This is a genomic window from Chromobacterium alkanivorans (genome assembly GCF_016937655.1).
GTDB lineage: Bacteria > Pseudomonadota > Gammaproteobacteria > Burkholderiales > Chromobacteriaceae > Chromobacterium > Chromobacterium alkanivorans.
In genome coordinates, this window is sequence record NZ_JAFHKL010000011.1 from 62,758 (window position 1) to 80,679 (window position 17,922).

General features: G+C 66.8%; 13 protein-coding genes. 6 read left to right on the forward strand and 7 right to left on the reverse strand.

From position 1 onward, the window contains the following. Nucleotides 1–2: 2 nt before the first annotated feature. Entirely contained in the window at nucleotides 3–1,103 is a 1,101-nt protein-coding gene (gene lptF / locus JW897_RS18690; RefSeq protein ID WP_048412175.1) for an LPS export ABC transporter permease LptF, read from the reverse strand. 201 nt (nucleotides 1,104–1,304) lie between these two features. Here lptF and JW897_RS18695 point away from each other — a divergent pair, with 201 nt between their 5' ends. The 4 genes from JW897_RS18695 to JW897_RS18710 are packed head-to-tail and all read left to right on the forward strand — an operon-like array spanning nucleotide 1,305 to nucleotide 6,660. Further along, nucleotides 1,305–2,870, forward strand: coding sequence for a leucyl aminopeptidase (locus JW897_RS18695; RefSeq protein WP_205467245.1), 1,566 nt, complete (start codon nucleotides 1,305–1,307; stop codon nucleotides 2,868–2,870). After that, a complete protein-coding gene (locus JW897_RS18700; RefSeq protein WP_231589178.1) occupies nucleotides 2,854–3,279 on the forward strand; it encodes a DNA polymerase III subunit chi in 426 nt (141 codons plus the stop codon). The genes JW897_RS18695 and JW897_RS18700 overlap by 17 nt, the downstream gene beginning before the upstream one ends. 2 nt (nucleotides 3,280–3,281) lie before the next feature. Next, a complete protein-coding gene (locus tag JW897_RS18705; protein ID WP_205467246.1) occupies nucleotides 3,282–6,107 on the forward strand; it encodes a hypothetical protein in 2,826 nt (941 codons plus the stop codon). Then, nucleotides 6,100–6,660, forward strand: coding sequence for a cob(I)yrinic acid a,c-diamide adenosyltransferase (locus JW897_RS18710; protein ID WP_048412172.1), 561 nt, complete (start codon nucleotides 6,100–6,102; stop codon nucleotides 6,658–6,660). The genes JW897_RS18705 and JW897_RS18710 overlap by 8 nt, the downstream gene beginning before the upstream one ends. A gap of 67 nt (nucleotides 6,661–6,727) precedes the next feature. On the opposite strand, the gene JW897_RS18715 is transcribed toward JW897_RS18710, so the two are convergent. From JW897_RS18715 to glnE, 6 genes are all read right to left on the reverse strand, one after another. Further along, nucleotides 6,728–7,327 carry a hypothetical protein gene (locus JW897_RS18715; RefSeq protein WP_205467247.1) on the reverse strand — a complete coding sequence of 200 codons (600 nt, stop codon included), beginning with the start codon at nucleotides 7,325–7,327 and terminating at the stop codon, nucleotides 6,728–6,730. Nucleotides 7,328–7,450: 123 nt separating this feature from the next. Then, nucleotides 7,451–7,999 carry a TetR/AcrR family transcriptional regulator gene (locus tag JW897_RS18720; protein ID WP_231589177.1) on the reverse strand — a complete coding sequence of 183 codons (549 nt, stop codon included), beginning with the start codon at nucleotides 7,997–7,999 and terminating at the stop codon, nucleotides 7,451–7,453. Nucleotides 8,000–8,040: 41 nt separating this feature from the next. After that, on the reverse strand, nucleotides 8,041–9,081 hold the full coding sequence (waaF, locus tag JW897_RS18725) for a lipopolysaccharide heptosyltransferase II (protein WP_205467248.1): 1,041 nt from the start codon (nucleotides 9,079–9,081) through the stop codon (nucleotides 8,041–8,043). 132 nt (nucleotides 9,082–9,213) lie between these two features. Next, complete coding sequence (locus tag JW897_RS18730) at nucleotides 9,214–9,414, reverse strand: zinc-finger domain-containing protein (protein ID WP_019104039.1); 201 nt, start codon at nucleotides 9,412–9,414, stop codon at nucleotides 9,214–9,216. A 43-nt stretch (nucleotides 9,415–9,457) separates the two neighbouring features. Next, the gene (locus JW897_RS18735) at nucleotides 9,458–10,381 is read right to left on the reverse strand and encodes a branched-chain amino acid transaminase (protein WP_205467249.1); all 924 of its coding nucleotides are present in this window, start codon (nucleotides 10,379–10,381) and stop codon (nucleotides 9,458–9,460) included. 102 nt (nucleotides 10,382–10,483) lie between these two features. After that, nucleotides 10,484–13,174: a bifunctional [glutamate--ammonia ligase]-adenylyl-L-tyrosine phosphorylase/[glutamate--ammonia-ligase] adenylyltransferase gene (gene glnE / locus JW897_RS18740; protein WP_205467250.1), complete on the reverse strand. Its 2,691-nt coding sequence runs from the start codon at nucleotides 13,172–13,174 to the stop codon at nucleotides 10,484–10,486. A gap of 57 nt (nucleotides 13,175–13,231) precedes the next feature. On the opposite strand from glnE, the gene JW897_RS18745 reads away from it, so the two are divergent. Both JW897_RS18745 and JW897_RS18750 read left to right on the forward strand, forming a co-directional pair. Next, nucleotides 13,232–17,104 (forward strand): YhdP family protein, encoded by a 3,873-nt coding sequence (locus JW897_RS18745; protein WP_205467251.1) that lies wholly within the window; start codon nucleotides 13,232–13,234, stop codon nucleotides 17,102–17,104. After that, complete coding sequence (locus JW897_RS18750) at nucleotides 17,101–17,910, forward strand: carbon-nitrogen hydrolase family protein (RefSeq protein ID WP_205467252.1); 810 nt, start codon at nucleotides 17,101–17,103, stop codon at nucleotides 17,908–17,910. Before JW897_RS18745 ends, JW897_RS18750 begins: the two co-directional genes overlap by 4 nt. Nucleotides 17,911–17,922: the final 12 nt, after the last annotated feature.

The following is a 17,922-nucleotide window of genomic DNA, read 5'->3' on the forward strand; positions in this document are numbered from 1 at the left end:
GATCAGGGTTTCCGGAACAACAGGGACAAGGCCTGGCCGATGGGACGGGCCGGCCGGTTGCGGTAGCTCAACAGCGCCAGCGCCAGCGCCAGCATGGCCAGGTGCACCAGGAGCACCAGCCAGACGCCGGCCTTGCCCTGGGCCACCCAGTTGCGGGCCACGGTCAGTCCGTTCTGATAAACGAAGAAAACCAGCAGGGACAGCAGCAGATTGTAGGTCTGGCCGCTGCGCGGGTTGAAATAGGACATCGGAATCGCCAGCAGCGCCAGGATCACGCAGCTGATCGGCATCGACAGCCGCCAGGCCAGCTCAGCGCGGTAGTCGGCCGAATCCTGGCTCAGCAGCTGGGCGGTGGGAATGGCCTGACGGTTGCCGGACGGGCCGGGCATCTGCTGGCTTTCGCCGATGCCGGCGGTGTAGCGCTGGAACTCCGCCACTTCGTAGCTGGCGCTGCCGGGCTCGCCGACGTAGCGCTGGCCGTGCTCCAGCACCACCACGCGCTCGCCGTCCGGGCGAGTGGTAATAAAACCGGATTTGGCGAAAATGGTGGCCACTTTGCCGTCGGTGATTTCCTGCATGAAGATATTGGTGGCCGCGCCGTGCTCGCCGGAGTAGTTCTCGATGAAGTACACCTTGTTGGACGAGGCGGATTCCTTGAACACGCCGGGAGAGATCGCGGACACCTCTTCGCGGCGTTTGATCTGTTCGGCATAGTCCTGGCTGCGCTGGTCGGCCCATGGGCCGATGAACAGGGTGACGCCGGCGATCAGCACCGCCAGCGGAAGGGTGAAGCGCATCACCGGCCACACCCAATTGCTCAGCGACAGGCCGGAACTGAGCCAGACCACCATCTCGTGATCGCGCCAAATGCGGGTCAACACCACCAAAATGGTGGCGAAAACCGTCAAAATCATCAATACCGGGAAAAAGCCCAGCGTAGTGAAGCCAAGCACCGCGGCAACGGCCTCGTTGGCCATTTGTCCTTCGGCCGCGCGGCCCAGCAGGTTGACTGCCTGAGTGGAAACGATAATCGCCAGGAGCACGATGAAAACGCCTAATGCGCTCAAAGTCAGCTCGCGAGTCAGGCTTTTTTGAAAAACCATTTATTCAGTGCCTTTTTGACTTTTCATGAAAAGCATTGTGATAATTCCGGGGACCATCCAGAAACGTCAAAAACGGACGATTTCGGAATCAACAACAAAATCCGTCTTCACCGGAAGGCCGGGCCGTCAGGATTCTACCTGCGCATCGACGGCCGGTTAAGAGGTGGAGCTACAGACACTCGCTCTACACGGGAGTTCTCAATGGAATTTAACATAAAAAGCGGCAGTCCGGAAAAGCAACGGGTTGCTTGCGTTATCGTCGGCGTATACGAATCCCGCAAGCTGACCTTCGCCGCGGATTTGCTGGATCGCATCTCCAACGGCTTCATCAGCGACGTGCTGCGCCACGGCGACATGGAGGGGAAACTGGGCAGCACGCTGGTGCTGCATTCGGTGCCGCACACCCTGTGCGACCGGGTGATGCTGGTGGGCCTGGGCAAGGAGCGCGAATTCCGCGCCAAGGAATACCGCGAGGCGGTGCGCGCCTCGGTCAAAGCGCTGACCCAGACCTCCGCGGTGGAAGCGGTCAGCTACCTGAGCGAACTGACAGTCAAGAAGCACGACGTGGAGTGGATGATTGAACAGGCGGCGGTGGTGACGCTGGACGCCTTGTACCGCTTCGACCGCTTCAAGAGCAAGGTGGACGAATCGGTGCGCGAACCGCGCAAGCTGACGCTGGCGGTGCCGCGCCGCAGTGACCTCGCCGACGGCGAAAAAGGCCTGCAACGCGGCCTTGCCATCGGCAGCGGCATGAAGCTGGCCAAGGACCTGGGCAATCTGCCGGGCAATGTCTGCACCCCCAGCTACCTGGGCGAAGAAGCGCGTCAGATGGCCGCGGCCTTCGGCGCCGACGCCGAAATCCTGGGCCCCAAGGAAATCGCCGAACTGGGCATGGGCTCCTTCCTGTCCGTGGCCAAGGGCAGCGTGGAAGAGGCGCGCCTGATCGTGCTGCGCCACCACGGTGCCAAGGACAAGGGCGATAAACCCATCGTCATGGTGGGCAAGGGCATCACCTTCGACTCCGGCGGCATCTCGCTGAAGCCGGGCGAGGGCATGGACGAGATGAAGTACGATATGTGCGGCGCGGCCACTGTGTTGGGCGCTTTCCGCGCCGCAGTGGAAATGAACCTGCCGCTGAACCTGGTCGCCGTCGTGCCCACGTGCGAGAACATGCCCAACGGCAACGCGCTGAAGCCGGGCGACATCGTCACCTCCATGTCCGGCCAGACCATTGAAATCCTCAACACCGACGCCGAAGGCCGGCTGATTCTGTGCGACGCGCTGACCTACGCCGAACGCTTCGACCCGGCGACGGTGATCGACGTGGCCACGCTGACCGGCGCCTGCGTGATCGCGCTGGGCCATATCGCCACCGCGCTGTACAGCAATCAGGACAGCCTGGCGCGCGAACTGCTGGCCGCCGGCGAGGAAGTGGCCGACCGCGCCTGGCACATGCCGCTGTGGGACGAGTACCAGGACATGCTGAAGAGCCCGTTCGCCGACATGGCCAATATCGGCGGCCGCCCGGGCGGCAGCATCACCGCGGCCTGCTTCCTGTCGCGTTACGCCAAGGCTTATGATTGGGCGCATCTGGACATCGCCGGCACCGCCTGGAAGGGCGGCAAGGACAAGGGCGCCACCGCGCGGCCGGTGCCGCTGCTGGTGCAGTTCCTGCAAGACCGCGCCGACATCGCGCTGGGCAATGTGGTGCGACGCGGCCGTCCGCGCCGCGAAACCCCTGAAACGGTGGATGATGAGCAGGATTGATTTTTACACCAAAGTGGCCGACCCGCAGGGCTTCGCCTGCCTGCTGGCGGCCACGGTGATGCGCAAGGGGGAGCGGCTGCTGATCTGGTTCGACAGCGAGCAGCAGCTCGACACCTTCAGCCGGCAGCTGTGGAGCTTCGGCGATACCCGCTTCGTGCCGCACTGCAGGTTGGGTGCCGACGAGGCGGCGGACACGCCGATCTGGCTGACCGCCCGCCTGCCGGACGCGCTGGAGCACCCGGTATTGTTGAACCTGGGTTCGAATTTGCCGGAGCGGATGGAGCGCTTTGATCGTATTCTGGAAATAGTCGGACGCGACGAAGCGTCGCTGGAGACGGCGCGCCTGCGGTTCAAGGCGTATCGCGAGCGCGGTTATGCAATCGAACATCACGACATGAGCAATAAGTGACCATGAGCGAGCCGTCAAAGCCCAAAGAGCCTGACTGGTCCGGCCTCAACCTGCCGGTGTTGACCGAGGTGGTGGATGAGTCGCAGGTGCCCACCTTGGGCGACGAAGTCATCGACATCCCTGATTTTGATTTCTCCAGCGAACTGGACGCGCTGGCCGACCAGCTGGGCGAGCCGCCGCAGGAGTTGCCCGCCGAGCTGGAAATTCCCGAACTAAGCCTGGAAGAGCTGATCGCCGCTCCGGCTCCCGGCGAAGAGCCCCTGCTGGACCTGGCTTCGCTGCCGTCTTTGGACCTGGACGACATTCCCGCCTCCGAACTGGGCGTCGAGCAAGTGCTGCCGGGCTGGAATCCCGCCGCGGCCTTGCCGGAAGCGGCGCCGGCGGCGGAGGCCGCCGATTTCGAATTTTCGCTGATGCCGGCCGGCGAGGAGTCGCCGGCCGAGGCCTTGGCCGCCGAGCCCGCGCTGATCGCGGAGGAGGCGCCCGCGGCGAGTGCTGCGCCCGTCGCCGAGCCGCCGCTGGCCGAGACTTTGCCGGAAACGGACGCCGCGTTTGCGGCCGCGGAGCCGGAGCCCGCGGGCGCCGAGCTTCCGGACGTCCAAGCCGTCGAGTCGCCCGTGTCCGATGCCGGCGCGCTCGAGGCCCTTGCCGCAACGCCCGCGCCGACGCCTTTCACTTCCATTTCCTTGGATAGCCTGCCCACTGGCGTGCTGGGCGGCGGAGTGGGGCCGGAAACCCAGGTGGACAGCTTGTTGCCCAACTGGCCGGAAAGCGCGGCGCTTGAGCCCGCGCCGGCTTTGGGCGAGAGCGTTGCCGAACCGTTCCTCGCGGAGCCGGAAGCGGACGAGTTGGCCGCGCTGACGCCGGACCCCGCGCCGGTGCTTGCCGAGCCTGTCGCGTCGGAGCTGGCCGCGGCCCCCGAACAGCCGTTGTTGGCCGAAATCAACCAAGCATTGGCGGATTTGCAGGCGGAGCCGGCCTTGACGCCGGCCGAAGCGGCCGAACCGGCAGTGCCCTTGCTGGACGCCGAGTTTGATATTCCGGCAGAGGCCGAAGATGTCGCTGCGCCAGTGCTGGACGAGGCGCTGGAGCTGGAGGCTGTAGAGCCGGACGCGCCGCTGATGGACGCCGCGTTTGCGGAGCCGGCGGAGGGTGAAGCTGTAGCCGAGCCGGTGCCGGATGAGGCGCTGGAGTCGCAGGTTGTCGTGCCGGAAATGCCCTTGTTGGACACCGAGCTGGATGTTCCGGCAGAGGCCGAAGCTGTCGCAGCGCCAGCGCTGGGCGAGGCGCCGGAGCTACACGTTGCCGAACCGGAAGCGCCGCTGATGGAAGCTGCGTTTGCGGAGCCGGCGGAGGTCGAAGCTGTAGCCGAGTCGTTGCTGGACGAGGCGTCGGGGCTGGAGGCTGTCGAGCTGGAAGCACCTCTGATGGAGGCCGCGTTTGCGGAGCCGGCGGGGGTTGAAGCTGTGGCCGAGCCGCTGCTGGACGAGGCGCTGGAGCCGCAGGCTGTCGAGCCGGAAGAATCGCTGATGGAAGCCGCGTTTGCGGAACCGGCGGCGGTTGAAGCTGTGGCCGAGTCGTTGCTGGACGAGGCGTCGGAGCTGGAGGCTGTCGAGCCGGAAGAGTCGTTGATGGAGGCAGTGTTTGCGGAGCCGGTGGCGGTCGAAGCAGCGGCCGCGCCGGTGCTGGACGAGGTGCTCGAGCCGCAGGGCTCCGAGCTGGAAATGCCCTCGCTGGATGTCGAGTTTGCGGAGCCGGTGGAGGCCGAGGTTGTGGCCGAGCCGGTGCTGGACGATGTGCCGGAGCCGGAGGCGGTCGAGCCGGAAGAGTCGCTGATGGAGGCCGCGTTTGCGGAGCCGGCGGGGGTTGAAGCTGTGGCCGAGCCGGTGCCGGATGAGGTGCTGGAGCCGCAGGCTATTGAGCCGGAAGAATCGCTGATGGACGCCGCGTTTGCGGAACCGGCGGCGGGTGAAGCTGTGGCCGAGCCGGTGCTGGACGAGGTGCTGGAGCCGCAGGCTGTCGAGCCGGAAGAATCGCTGATGGACGCCGCGTTTGCGGAGCCGGCGGTGGTTGAAGCTGTGGTCGAGCCAGCGCTGGACGAGGTGCTCGAGCCGCAGGCCTCCGAGCTGGAAATGCCCTCGCTGGATGTCGAGTTTGCGGAGCCGGCGGCGGTCGAAGTTGCGGACGAGCCGGTGCTGGACGATGCGCCGGAGCTGGAGGCTGTCGAGCCGGACGCGCCGCAGATGGACGCCGCGTTTGCGGAACCGGCGGAGGTCGAAGCTGCCGCCGCGCCGGCCCTGGCCGAGAGCGATATTCCCGAGCTGACGGAGCTTGAGTCCGCGCCCGAGGCGAGCGGAATCGGCGCCGCGGAGTTGGCGCTTGGAGCGGGGGCCTTGGCCGCGGCGGGAGTGGCGCTGGCCGCCGGAACCGAGCCGACGGCGGGCGAGGGCGAACAGGAGCCCGCACCCGAGGCGCCGGCGGCGCGAGGCGTGGAAGTCTTGAAGGTGTCCGAGGTGGCTTCCGCCGCGGCCGCGGCCGCGATGATGGCGCCTCAGGCGGTCAATGCGCCGCCGGGCACGGTGGCGGTGATAGACGAACAGGCTTTGCTGCAGTCCATGTACGAGAAAATGCTGCCGCGGATGAAGGTGGAGCTGTCGCTGTGGTTGCAGGACGCTTTGGAGTTGCAGGCCAAGCAGATGTTGTCCGGCGTGATGCACCAGCTCAAGGAGGACTACGAGATGCTGTTCGGCGAAGCCTTGAAAGAGAGTCTGCGCCAGACCATCAACTCTTTGGGCAAGATTGAAAAGGATGGGAAGCGCGATGAGTGATCGATTGTCGCATATCGTCACCCGCACCGGCGACGACGGCAGCACCGGTCTGGGCGACGGCAGCCGGGTGGGCAAGGACAGCTTGCGCATCCACGCGCTAGGCGAGGTGGACGAGCTGAACTCGGTGCTGGGGGTGTTGCTGGCGGAAACGCTGCCGGACGAGGCGAGGACCTGGCTGTCCGAAGCGCAGCACGATCTGTTCGACCTGGGGTCGGAGCTGGCGGTGCCCGGCTACAGCGCCTTGGGCGCCGGCCACGTGCAGGCGCTGGAGGCCGTGGTGGCCTTCCTCAACGAGGATTTGCCGCCGCTGAAGGAGTTCATCCTGCCCGGCGGCTGCCGGGCGGCCGCGCTGTCGCATCAGGCGCGTTCGGTATGCCGCCGCGCCGAACGCGCGGTGGTGGCGCTGGCGCAGCAGGAGGCGGTGTCCGACGCCGCGCGCCGCTATCTGAACCGCTTGTCCGATTTGCTGTTCGTGCTGTCGCGCTATCTGAACCGCCAGCTTGGCGAGCCGGACGTGTTGTGGCGGCCGGGGCGCAAAACCGGCGAGGCCTGAGCGTGGCGTAGGGACAAAAAAAACGGCAATCCGCGAGGGTTGCCGTTTTTTTGGGACGAGCGCGTCGTCAGGCCACTTCCGAGACCCGCGGCCGGTAGGTGCTGTTCTGCAGCAGGGACTGGGTGGTCTGGTACTGAGTGACCGCCAGTTGGCCGCTGGCGTTCTGCTGTTGCGAACGGGCCACCGCGTTGTTGTTGGTCTGGCTGGTTTGCTGTTCCGTCTGATTGTTGGCGGCTTGCTGCTCATTGGCCGCCGGCACCGTGTTCGGGCGCGGAGGCGTCGCCGGCGGGGCGCTGGCGGCGCGATTGGCGCTGGCCGCTTCCGCCGCGCGCTGCTGCGCCCGCGGGGTGTCGTTGGCCGCGGCGGCGGGAGCGGCGGTGCTGGCCAGGTTGGCGGTTTGCGCTTGTTCCTGGCTGACCCGCTGCTGCTCGCTATTGCGGGTTTGCGCGGCGTTGGCCTGTGCGGAGTTCAGCTGGCGTTGCAGCTGCTGCTCGACGCGGGCGGTGTCGGGGTTTTGCCGGACCGCGGTCTGGCTGACGTTTTGCTGTGAAACCGCCGGCGTGGCGGACCGCGGTTCTTCCAGCGTCTTTTGCTCAGGCCGCGTGTTCTGCAGCGATTGCAATTGCTGCAGAGAGTTGAGGCTGCCTATGCTGCCGGTGCTTGCCATATCGCTCTCTCCAAACCGTGGATGCCGTTGCCGTCGCGCAGGACGGTATAGAGCCCAGTTGCCCTATATCGCTGATTCTAGAATCTTTTTTGCCGGATTGCCGAATTTTTTCCAGTCTAAAGGTCAGATTTGTGGCAGCAATACCAATTCCAGCATGCGTTCGGCCAGCTGATCCACGCTCAGCGGGCCTTCGGAGCGGTACCATTGCACCGACCAATGCAGGCTGCCCAGCAAGGTGCGGCGCAGCAGCGCGGTGTCGGGCTTGACCAGGCCGGCGGCGGCGGCTTCGTCCAGCGCCTGCTGCCACAGCGCCTCGTAGCGGTCGCGCAGCACGATCAGGCCGGGCCTGGCGGAGGCGGACACGCTGCGCCATTCGTAGAGCATCACTTCCAGCGCCGCCTGATTGTCCCCCAGCAGTGAATTGAGGTGCACGCGGAACAGCGCCGCCAGCTTGGCCCGCGGCGATCCGGCCTCGTCCAGCGCGCGCTTCAGCTGCTCGGTGGTGCTGGTGATGCCCAGCGCCATCACCGCGACCAGGATCTCCTCCTTGGTGCGGAAGTGGTAGAACAGGCTGCCGGACTGCATGCCGACCGCGTTGCCCAGGTCGCGCACCGTGGTGCGTTCGTAGCCCTGGTCGCGGAACAGCATCGCCGCGGCGCGGACCAGCTCCATGCGGCGGCTGTTTTCTTCGACGGGTGCGGTGTTGTCTGTATTCATTGTTGTGTTGGGCGTTGGACGTTGGCGGGCAGCAGCGGAAGCGCGGCTTGCCAGACCCGCTCCGGCTCCATTTTTTCCAGGCAATCGGTATGGCCGTACGGACAGGTCCGTTCGAAACAGGGGCTGCAATCCAGGTTGAGGGAGACGATGGCGGCCTGTTCGGACAAGGGCGGGGTGAAGTCGGGGCTGGAGGAGCCGTACAAGGCCACCAAGGGCTTGTCCAGCGCCGCCGCCACGTGCATCAGGCCGGAGTCGTTGCAGACGGCGAGCCGGGTCAGGCCGATCAGGTCTATCGCTTCTTCCAGGCCGGTGGCGCCGCAGAGGTTGACGGCCAGGCCGCCGGACAGGCGGCTGATGTCGTCGCCGACTTCTTTGTCCTTGCCGGAGCCGAACAGCCACACCGCGTAGCCGGCGGCGTCGAAGCGACGCGCCAGTTCGGCGAAGTGGCGGGCCGGCCAGCGCTTGGCCGGGCCGTATTCGGCGCCGGGGCAGAAGGCGACCGCCGGTCGGCTGACGTCCAGTTTCAGCTTGTCCAGCACCGCTTGCTGGCTGGCGTCGGTGAGCGCCAGCCGCGGGTGGCTGAGCGGCCGCGGCAGCGGCTCGCCCTTGTCTTCGGCCAGCGCGCAAAAGCGCTCCACCATCATCGGCAGCGCCTGTTCGTCCAGTTCGCGCGCGTCGTTGAGTATCCAGTAACGGGATTCGCCGAGGAAGCCGGTGCGCAGCGGGATGCCGGCGAACAGCGGGATCAAGGCGGATTTCAGCGAGTTGGGCAGCACGATGGCTTGATCGAAGCGCTCGGCGGCCAGCTGGCGCGCCACTTTCCAGCGTTCGCCCAGGCGCAGCGCGCCGTGGCCGAAGGGGTTGAGGTGGGCCTTGGCCACTTCCGGCATCCGCGCCAGTAGCGGCAAGGTCCAGGCCGGCGCGAACACGTGCAGTTCCAGATCGGGGTGGCGTTGATGCAGTCTTTGGTACAGCGGTTGCGCCATGACGCTGTCGCCGACCCAGGAGGGGCCGATGACCAGGATTTTCTTCTTCATTGCAGATGTTCCGATTGCAAACCGAAACCGGGTCGAGGCGGCCCGGCTTGGGTTTGCAGACGAGGCGGGCGGCAAGCAAAAAAGGTGCGGCTCGCGCCACACCTTAGCTGCGTTGCCGGCGCGGGGCCAGGCTCAGTGGTGGCCGCCTGCCGGACCGTTCAGCTTGTAGCGGGTGCCGCAGTACGGGCACAGCGCTTCGCCGGTCTTGTGCACGGGCAGGAACACGCGCGGGTGGGAGTTCCAGGACACCATGTCCGGCATCGGGCAATGCAGCGGCAGGTCGTGCTGGGTGACTTCGATCACGCGTTGCGTGTTTTCTTTCTGTTCAGCCATTCTGTATTCCTTGCGGAGCCGCCGCGCGGGCGGCTCGTCTTGCTTAGTTGACGTAGGTCAGCCAGTGCTGGTGTTCGGCATCCAGTCCTTTGACGATGTCGAAGTAGCGCTTCTGGATTTCGGCGGTGATGGTACCACGATTGCCGTCGCCGATCGCGCGTCTGTCGAGTTCGCGGATCGGGGTCACTTCGGCGGCGGTGCCGGTGAAGAAGGCTTCGTCGGCGCTGTAGACCTCGTCGCGGGTGATGCGCTTCTCAATCAGTTCCAGGCCCATTTCCTTGGCGATCTGCACCACGGTGTCGCGGGTGATGCCTTCCAGCGCGCTGGTCAGGTCCGGAGTGTACAGTTTGCCTTTGCGGACGATGAAGATGTTTTCGCCGGAACCTTCCGCCACGAAACCGTCCACGTCCAGCAGCAGCGCTTCGTCGTAGCCGTCGGCGGTGGCCTCGTTGTTGGCCAGGATGGAGTTCATGTAGTTGCCGTTGGCCTTGGCCTTGCACATGGTGATGTTGACGTGGTGGCGGGTGAAGGAGGAGGTCTTCACGCGGATGCCTTTTTCCAGGCCTTCGTCGCCCAGGTAGGCGCCCCAGGGCCAGGCGGCCACGATCACGCGCACGTCGTTCTTCAGCGGCGCCACGCCCAGCTTGCCGGAGCCGTAGAAGGCCATCGGGCGGAAATAGCAGGATTTGAGGCCGTTGGCTTGGAGCACGTCATGATGGGCTTTGCTGATCTGCTCCGGGGTGAACGGCAGTTCCATGCCCAGTATCTTGGCGGAGCGGAACAGCCGCGCGGTATGGTCTTCCAGACGGAAGATGGCCGGGCCCCTGGGGGTTTCGTAGGCGCGCACGCCTTCGAACACGCCCATGCCGTAGTGCAGGGTGTGGGTCAGTACGTGGGTGGTGGCGTCGCGCCAGTCAACCATTTCGCCGTCATACCAGATTTTTCCGTCACGATCAGCCATCGACATCTTGGTGTTCTCCAATATTGTGTTTTCGCTTTGCGGATGGGGCCGGATCTTGTCCGACCGTATCCAATGAGTTTATCTCGCCCTTATGACGCTGTGAACCGTTTATTTGAGCGCTTGCTCGAATACTCGCCGCCACAGCGATCGGCACAGGCCGTAGTCCTCCAGCAAGGCCGCGTCCGGCGTCACCGTTTGCTTTTCATTGAGCCGGGCGGCGTGTTGCAGCCGGCGGTAGTGGCGGTAGGCGTTGCGCGCGGCTTCGGCGTCGGCGGCGGGGATCAGGCCGGCGTCGGCGGCGGTGGCCAGCAGCGCGATGTTGCCGGCGTTGGCGGTCAGCGCCGGCAGTTGGTGGGCGTGGGCCAGGATCAGGTACTGGACGAGGAACTCGATGTCTATGATGCCGCCGCGCGCGTTTTTCGGGTCTTCGTCGCGGGCGGGGTGGCTGTCCAGCATGCGCTGGCGCATCGCCAGCACTTCGTCGCGCAGCGCGCCGAGCTCGCGCCGGCGGGTGAGGATGGCGTGGCGCTCCTGTTCGAACTGGACGCCGACTTCGGCGTCGCCGGCCACGTAGCGGGCGCGGGTCAGCGCCTGATGCTCCCAGACCCAGGCCTGTTGCTCCTGATATTGGCGGAAGGCGTTGACCGAGCTGACCAGCAGGCCGCTGGCGCCGTTGGGGCGCAGCCGCAGGTCGATGTCGTAGAGCACGCCGGCGGCGGTGGCGCTGGTCAGCCAGGTGGACATCTTGCGCGCCAGCCGCGAATACAGTTCGGCGGCGTCCGGGTGTTCGTCGTCGTAGAGGAAGATCAGGTCCAGGTCCGAGGCGTAGCCCAGCTCTTTGCCGCCCAGCTTGCCGTAGCCGATGATGGCGAAGCGCGGCGCGTCGCAGTGGCGGCTGGGAATGTCGAGCCAGGCGTGGCGCAGCGTGGCGGCCAGCACGATGTCGGCCAGCAGCGACAGCTGGTCGGACAGCGCCTCCACCGTCCACATGCCGGCCAGGTCCTGCGCCACCAGGCGGAAGGATTGCGCGTGCTGGAAGTGGCGCAGCGCGTCCATCTTGGCTTCCACGTCGCCGTCGGCCTGGCGCAGCAGCAGCTCCAGTTGCTCGGCCAGCTGCGGCCAGTCCGGCGTGGCGTAGAGCACGCGCGCGTCCAGCAATTCGTCCAGCAGGATGGGATGGCGGGTCAGGTAGCCGGAGACCCAGGCGCTGGACGAGTAGAGCGAGGCCAGACGCTGCAGGGTCTGCGGGTATTCGGTCAGCAGCGCCAGGTAGGAGGCGCGGCGGCTGATCGCCTCCATCAGCGCGATGATGCGCGACAGCGTGGCGTCGGCGTTGTCGAAGCGGGAGGCGACTTCGATCAGCGCCGGCATCAATTGGTCGAACTGCTTGCGGCCGTTCAGCGGCATCTGCTGGTAGCGCTGCCCCAGAGCCAGGCTTTGCAGCTGGCGCGCCACTTGATCCGGTTCGGCGAAGCCTAGCCGCCGCAGCCGCTCCGTCGGCAGTTCGTCGGCGATGTCGCGCCACAGGTCGGCCAGCGGATGATCGGCGGCGCCCTCGGTGGGCAGGATGAACACTTGCTCGAAGTGGCGGGTGACTTTGCGGCGCTGCTGATTGAGCCGGTTCATGAACTGGTCCCAGTCGGCGCAGCCCATGCCGGCGGCGATGCGGGCGCGGTTGTCGGCGCCGGCGGGCAGGGTCTGGGTCTGTTGGTCGTCCAGGTATTGCAGCCGGTGTTCCAGATTGCGCAGGAAGGCGTAGGCCTGCAGCAGTTCCTCGACGGCGGCGGGTTCCAGCAGGCGCAGCTCGCCCAGCCGGCGCAAGGTTTCGCGGGTGCCGCGCAGTTGCAGGCTGCGGTCGCGGCCGCCGCGTATCAGTTGAAAGACCTGGGCGATGAATTCCACTTCGCGGATGCCGCCGGGCCCCAGCTTGATGTTGTCGGCCATGTCGCGACGCGCCACTTCGCGGCGGATTTGCGCGTGCAGGTCGCGCATCGCGCCGTAGGCGCTGTAGTCCAGGTATTTGCGGTAGACGAAGGGGCGCGCCGTGTCGGCCAGCGCCGCCGCGTCGCCGCTGAGCGGCCTGGCCTTGATCCAGGCGTAGCGCTCCCATTCCCGGCCCTGGCTCAGCAGGTAGTTTTCCAGCGCGGCGAAGCTCATCGCCAGCGGGCCGGAGTCGCCGTAGGGCCGCAGCCGCATGTCGACGCGGAACACCTGGCCGTCGGCGGTGACGTCGTTGAGCAGGGCGATCAGCCGCTTGCCCACCTGGGTGAAGTATTCGTGGTTGCTGATCGAGCGGCCGCCGTGGGCGGCGCCGTCGGTGTCGCCGCTTTCCGGGTAGATGAAGATCAGGTCGATGTCGGAGCTGACGTTGAGCTCGCCGCCGCCCAGCTTGCCCATGCCGATGACGATCAGCTGCTGGACCTCGCCGCTGTCCTCGCCTATCGGCTGGCCGTAATGGGCGAGGCCGGCGCGCGCGGAGGCCAGCGCCCGCTCGACGGCGAAATCGGCCAGCGCGCTGACGGTGGTCACCACTTCGTCCAGGTCCGCCAGGCCGTTGAGGTCGCGGCAAATCAGCCGCGCCACCACCGCCTGCCGCAGCCGCCGCAGCGCCGGCGCCAGCAGTTCGGCGTCGTCCAACGCCGCCCAGTCGGCGAAGCCGGCCATCTCCGTCGCGTCGAAGCGGTGGCCCAGCCGGTTTTCCAGTCGCGTCAGCTCGGCGGGCTGGGCGGTCAGCAAACGTTGCAGATAGTGGGAGAACTCGCGGCTGCGGGCAATGGCAGCGGCCGTGTTTGCTGGCATAATAGGCCTCTACGGCATGTCAATTCTTGATGGCCACATTGTAACGGTTTGCCGCATTTGGAAAAGCTATTCTCCGTTCTGTCCCATATCCATGTGATCAAGGTCCTGAAACGGACCTGTGCGCTGTTGGGAATGGCCGTCGCCGTCGCCTTGACGCTGCTGCTGGCGGCGTTTTGCGCGTTCACTTTCTGGGTGCTGCCCAATCTGAACCAGTTCCGTCAGCCGCTGGAGCGCTATCTGAGCCAGTCGCTGGGGCGGCCGGTGCAGGTGGCGGCCCTGTCCGGCGAGTGGCTGACCGTGGGGCCGCGCTTCGAGCTGGGCGGCGTCACCATCGCCAATCCGCAGGACGGCAAGGCGTTGACCCTGCGCCAGGTGTCGCTGGAGCCGTCTTGGCGTTCGCTGCTGGCCTTGGAGCCGCGCCTGGCCAGCGTGGTGGTCAAGGGTCCGGCGGTGGAGCTGCTGCGCTCGCGCCAGGGCGTGATCTATCTGAACGGCTTCGATCTGAGTTCCGGTCCCGCCGACAGCGGCCTGGGCAACTGGCTGTTGCGCCAGCCCAGCCTGGAGATCAGCGACGCGCGGCTGAGCTGGCAGGACGAATTGCTGGGCCTGCCGCGGCTGGACCTGAGCCAGGGCCAGCTCAAGCTGAGCGCCGGCCTGTTCGGCCACGGCCTGAAGCTGTCCGGCCAGCCGGCCGCGTCCCTGGGCAAGGGCTTCGATCTGACCGCCTCCTGGCGCGGCGACGACATCGCCGCCTGGCAGCAGTGGTCCGGCTCGATCAAGGTGGCGCTGGACGGCGCGCGGGTGGGTTCGTGGACGCGCTATCTGCAGCAACTGGGCATGCTGCGCAGCGGCGAGGGCAGCGGCACGGTGGAGATGTCCTTCTCCGACGGCGCCGTCGACGCCTTGAAAGCCAGCGTCAATGTCCACGACGCCGCCTACACTCCGCCGGATTCGCAGGAACTGGTGCTGCCGCGGCTGCAGGGCGAGCTGCAACTGACGCGCCAGCTCAGCGGCAGCTATAAGGTCAAGGCCAGCCGGCTGACCCTGGCCAGCGCCAGCGGTCTGGCCTTCGACAATTCCAATATCGACGGCGAGTGGCGCTACGGCGAGCAGGGCTTCGGCCAGCTGACCCTGGACAATGTCGATCTCGGCCATCTGACCCCCTTCATTCACGCGCTGGGCGCCGACCGCAATCCGCTGTTCGCGCGTTTCTCGCCCAGCGGCGCGCTGCGCGACCTGACCGTCAGCTGGAAGGGCGCGCTGGAGACGCCCAAGGCCTTCAAGCTGAAGTCCCGTTTTGAAAAGCTGGCCTGGCAACCGTTCGGCGAGCTGCCCGGCGTGGCCGGCGTCAGCGGCGCGATCAGCTTCGACGAAAAGGGCGGCCGCCTGCAATTGGACACCGGCAAGTCCCAGGTCAGCTATCCCTCGGTCTTCGTCGCGCCGCTGGCCTTCGACAAGCTGACCGCCGACGTGGGCTGGCAGCGGCAGGGGCAGGCGGTGGCCTTGGATTTCCGCCAGGTGGCCTTCTCCAACGCCGATTTGTCCGGCAGCCTGCAAGGCAGCTATCGGCACCAGGGCAGCGGCGCCGGCGTCGCCGATCTGCGCGCAAGCATTGCCGGAGTGCCGGCGGCCAGGGTGGCGGAGTATCTGCCGCACGAGGTGGGCGAGCACACCTTGCGCTGGTTGCGCCAAGCCTTGCAGGGCGGCCAGTTGCGCCAGGCGACGATGAAGCTGCGCGGCGATCTGGAGCAATTCCCCTTCGCCGGCGGCAAGGGCGGCGAGTTCCTGGTGGAGGCCGAGGTGGAGCGCGCGCGTCTCAGCTATCAAGCGGGCTGGCCGCGCATCGACGACATCGACGCCCAATTGCTGTTCCACAACGAACGGATGGAAGTGAACGCGCGCCGCGCCGTCACCGTGGGCGTGCCGTTGAGCGGCGTCAAGGCGGTGATCGCTAATCTGGGCGCCGACGTGCCCGTGCTGACGGTGGAGGGCCGCGCGGCCGACCGCTTGCAGCGCATGCTGGCCTTCACCACGCAAAGCCCGGTGGACGGTTGGCTGGACGGTTTCACCGGCCAGATCGAGGCCGGCGGCGACGCCAGCCTGGACTTGAAGCTGACGATACCGTTGGCCGGCGAACAGGGCGTGGCGGTGCGCGGCGATCTGCATTTCGCCGACAACGCGCTGCGCTTCAAATCCCTGCCGATTCCGCCGCTGAGCAAGACCCGCGGCCGGCTGACCTTTACCGAACGCGGCGTGGACAGCCCCGGCCTGCAGTTCGTCGGCTTCGGCGGCCCCTTCCAGCTGAAGGCCAACACCGGCGCCGACAAGCGCATGCGCTTCGAACTGGCCGGACAGGCCGATTCGCGCCAAGTGTTGAAGCAATACCTGCCGGCGCTGGCGGAGCAGGTGGCGGGCAAGTCCGGCTACCGCGCGCAGTTCGTCGTCAAGCAGGGCTTGGAGAGCCTGACGGTGGCCTCGGACCTGCAGGGCACGGCTTTCAACTTGCCGGCGCCCTTGGGCAAGACCGCCGCCGCGGCCTTGCCGCTGCAACTGCAGCTGCGGCCGCAGCAGATGCGCGGCGCGCAGACCCTGCGGCTGGACTTCGGCCTGGACGGCATGCTGGGCGGCCGCCTGCGTTTGAACGAGCGCGGCGACTTGCAGTCCGGTGCGCTGGGCGTGGGACGCGCGCCGGGAGAGCCGGCGGCGTCCGGCCTGACGGTGCGGGTGGCGCAGCCCAGAGTGGTGCTGGACGACTGGCTGAAACTGGCCGACGGCGCAGCGCAGTCCGGCGGCGGCGAGCCGGCGGCGCTGTCCGCCTTGCCGGCCTTGCAGCTGGAACTGGAAACGCCGGAGCTGGTGTTGCCGGGCCTGAGCCTGCACAAGGTCAACGCCAGGCTGGGCAACCGCGAGCTGTCCAAGGCCTGGACCATACAGCTGCGCTCCAACGAGATGAGCGGCGACGCCAGCTATCGGCCGGAGGGCAACGGCCTGCTGCAGGCCAATCTGAGCCGGCTGGCCTTGAGCCTGCCGGCGGACAAGAAAGAGGGCGCGGCCGAGGCCAAGGCCGGCGGCGAGCCCTCGGTGCTGAACCGCAAGCTGCCCGAGATGAAGGTGCGCGTCGGCGAGCTGGTGCTGCAGGGGCGTTCGGTGGGCCGGCTGGAACTGGAGGCGCGCCGCGACGGCAGCGTCTGGCAGATGGCGCCCTTGCGGCTGACGACCAACGACGGCACGCTGAAGGCCACGGTGCGCTCGGACGCGCGCGGCGCCGGCAATGTCGACGCCCGCTTCGAACTGAATGTCGGCGACGCCGGCAAGCTGCTGACGCGGCTGGGCCAGGGCGAGATTTTCCGCAACGGCCAGGGCACGCTCAGCGGCCGCTTGAATTGGCCCGGCGGCCTGGGCGATCTGGATTTGGCCAAGGTGTCCGGCGAATTGGCGCTAGACTTCAAGGACGGACGCTTCGCCAAGGTGGACCCGGGCGTGGTCAAATTGCTGGGCGCGCTCAGCCTGCAATCGCTGCCGCGCCGCATCCGCCTGGACTTCACCGACGTGTTCAGCGACGGTTTCGCCTTCGACAGCCTCAAGGGCGAGGCGCAGGCGCGCAACGGCCTGTTCACTTCGTCCAAGGTGGAGATGAAGGGGCCGGGTGCGGACGTGACGATTTCCGGCGAGCTGGATCTGGGCAAGGAAAGCCAGGCCTTGAAAGTGCATGTGATGCCGCGTTTGGCGGAGAGCGTGGCGCTGGCCGCGGGCGCGGCCCTGCTCAATCCGGTGGTGGGCATCGCCACGCTGGCGGCGCAGAAAGTGCTGCGCGACCCGGTGGGCCGCATCCTGTCGGTGGATTACGAAGTGAGCGGCTCGCTGCGCGACCCCAAGGTGGTGCGCACGGCGATCGGTCCGATACAGCAGAACAAAGGGGGGAAACCATGAAGCAGAAATTCCTGGCGGCGGCGGTGCAGATGGTGTCCGGCGCCGACGTGGCGGCCAATTTGCGCCGCGCCGCGCATTGGGTGGCGGAAGCCGCCGGCAAGGGCGCGCGGCTGGTGGTCCTGCCCGAGTATTTTTGCCTGATGGGACGGCAGGAAACCGACAAGGTTGCCGTGTGCGAAGCCTACGGCGACGGCCCCATCCAGAGCGCGCTGGCGCGGATGGCGCGCGACAACGGCGTGTGGCTGGCGGCCGGCACCGTGCCCTTGCGCAGCCCGGAGCCGCAGCGGGTGCTGAACACCACCTTGCTGTTCGACCCGGACGGCGAGGTGCGCGCCCGCTACGACAAGATCCATCTGTTCGGCTTTTCCGGCCTGGGCGAGAGCTATTGCGAATCCAACACCATCCGCCCGGGCGAACAGCCGGTGAAGGCGGACCTGGGCTTTGCCGAGATGGCCTTCGGCATCTGCTACGATCTGCGCTTTCCGGAGCTGTTCCGCCAGTTGTCGCCCTATGATCTGATGATTCTGCCGGCGGCCTTCACCGCCACCACCGGCGAGGCCCATTGGGAGCCCCTGCTGCGCGCGCGCGCGATCGAGAACCAGAGCTATGTGCTGGCCTCGGCGCAGGGCGGCGAACACGACAACGGCCGCAAGACCCACGGCCATTCGATGATCATCGATCCGTGGGGACGCGTGCTGGCCGAACTCGACAAGGGCGAGGGCGTGATCCTCGCCGAAATCGACCCGACATTGATCCAGTCGGTGCGCACCCGCCTGCCGGCGCTGGCGCACCGCGTACTCGCGTGAAAGAACCCGACA

What these genes read in the sequence shown, in the direction of transcription:
- waaF (WP_205467248.1), bottom strand. Translation starts at nt 9,081, where the DNA reads ATGAAGAAGAAAATCCTGGTCATCGGCCCCTCCTGGGTCGGCGACAGC.
- JW897_RS18715 (WP_205467247.1), bottom strand. Translation starts at nt 7,327, where the DNA reads ATGGCAAGCACCGGCAGCATAGGCAGCCTCAACTCTCTGCAGCAATTG.
- JW897_RS18735 (WP_205467249.1), bottom strand. Translation starts at nt 10,381, where the DNA reads ATGTCGATGGCTGATCGTGACGGAAAAATCTGGTATGACGGCGAAATG.
- JW897_RS18695 (WP_205467245.1), top strand. Translation starts at nt 1,305, where the DNA reads ATGGAATTTAACATAAAAAGCGGCAGTCCGGAAAAGCAACGGGTTGCT.
- JW897_RS18705 (WP_205467246.1), top strand. Translation starts at nt 3,282, where the DNA reads ATGAGCGAGCCGTCAAAGCCCAAAGAGCCTGACTGGTCCGGCCTCAAC.
- lptF (WP_048412175.1), bottom strand. Translation starts at nt 1,103, where the DNA reads ATGGTTTTTCAAAAAAGCCTGACTCGCGAGCTGACTTTGAGCGCATTA.
- glnE (WP_205467250.1), bottom strand. Translation starts at nt 13,174, where the DNA reads ATGCCAGCAAACACGGCCGCTGCCATTGCCCGCAGCCGCGAGTTCTCC.
- JW897_RS18720 (WP_231589177.1), bottom strand. Translation starts at nt 7,999, where the DNA reads ATGGAGCTGGTCCGCGCCGCGGCGATGCTGTTCCGCGACCAGGGCTAC.
- JW897_RS18700 (WP_231589178.1), top strand. Translation starts at nt 2,854, where the DNA reads ATGATGAGCAGGATTGATTTTTACACCAAAGTGGCCGACCCGCAGGGC.
- JW897_RS18750 (WP_205467252.1), top strand. Translation starts at nt 17,101, where the DNA reads ATGAAGCAGAAATTCCTGGCGGCGGCGGTGCAGATGGTGTCCGGCGCC.
- JW897_RS18730 (WP_019104039.1), bottom strand. Translation starts at nt 9,414, where the DNA reads ATGGCTGAACAGAAAGAAAACACGCAACGCGTGATCGAAGTCACCCAG.
- JW897_RS18710 (WP_048412172.1), top strand. Translation starts at nt 6,100, where the DNA reads ATGAGTGATCGATTGTCGCATATCGTCACCCGCACCGGCGACGACGGC.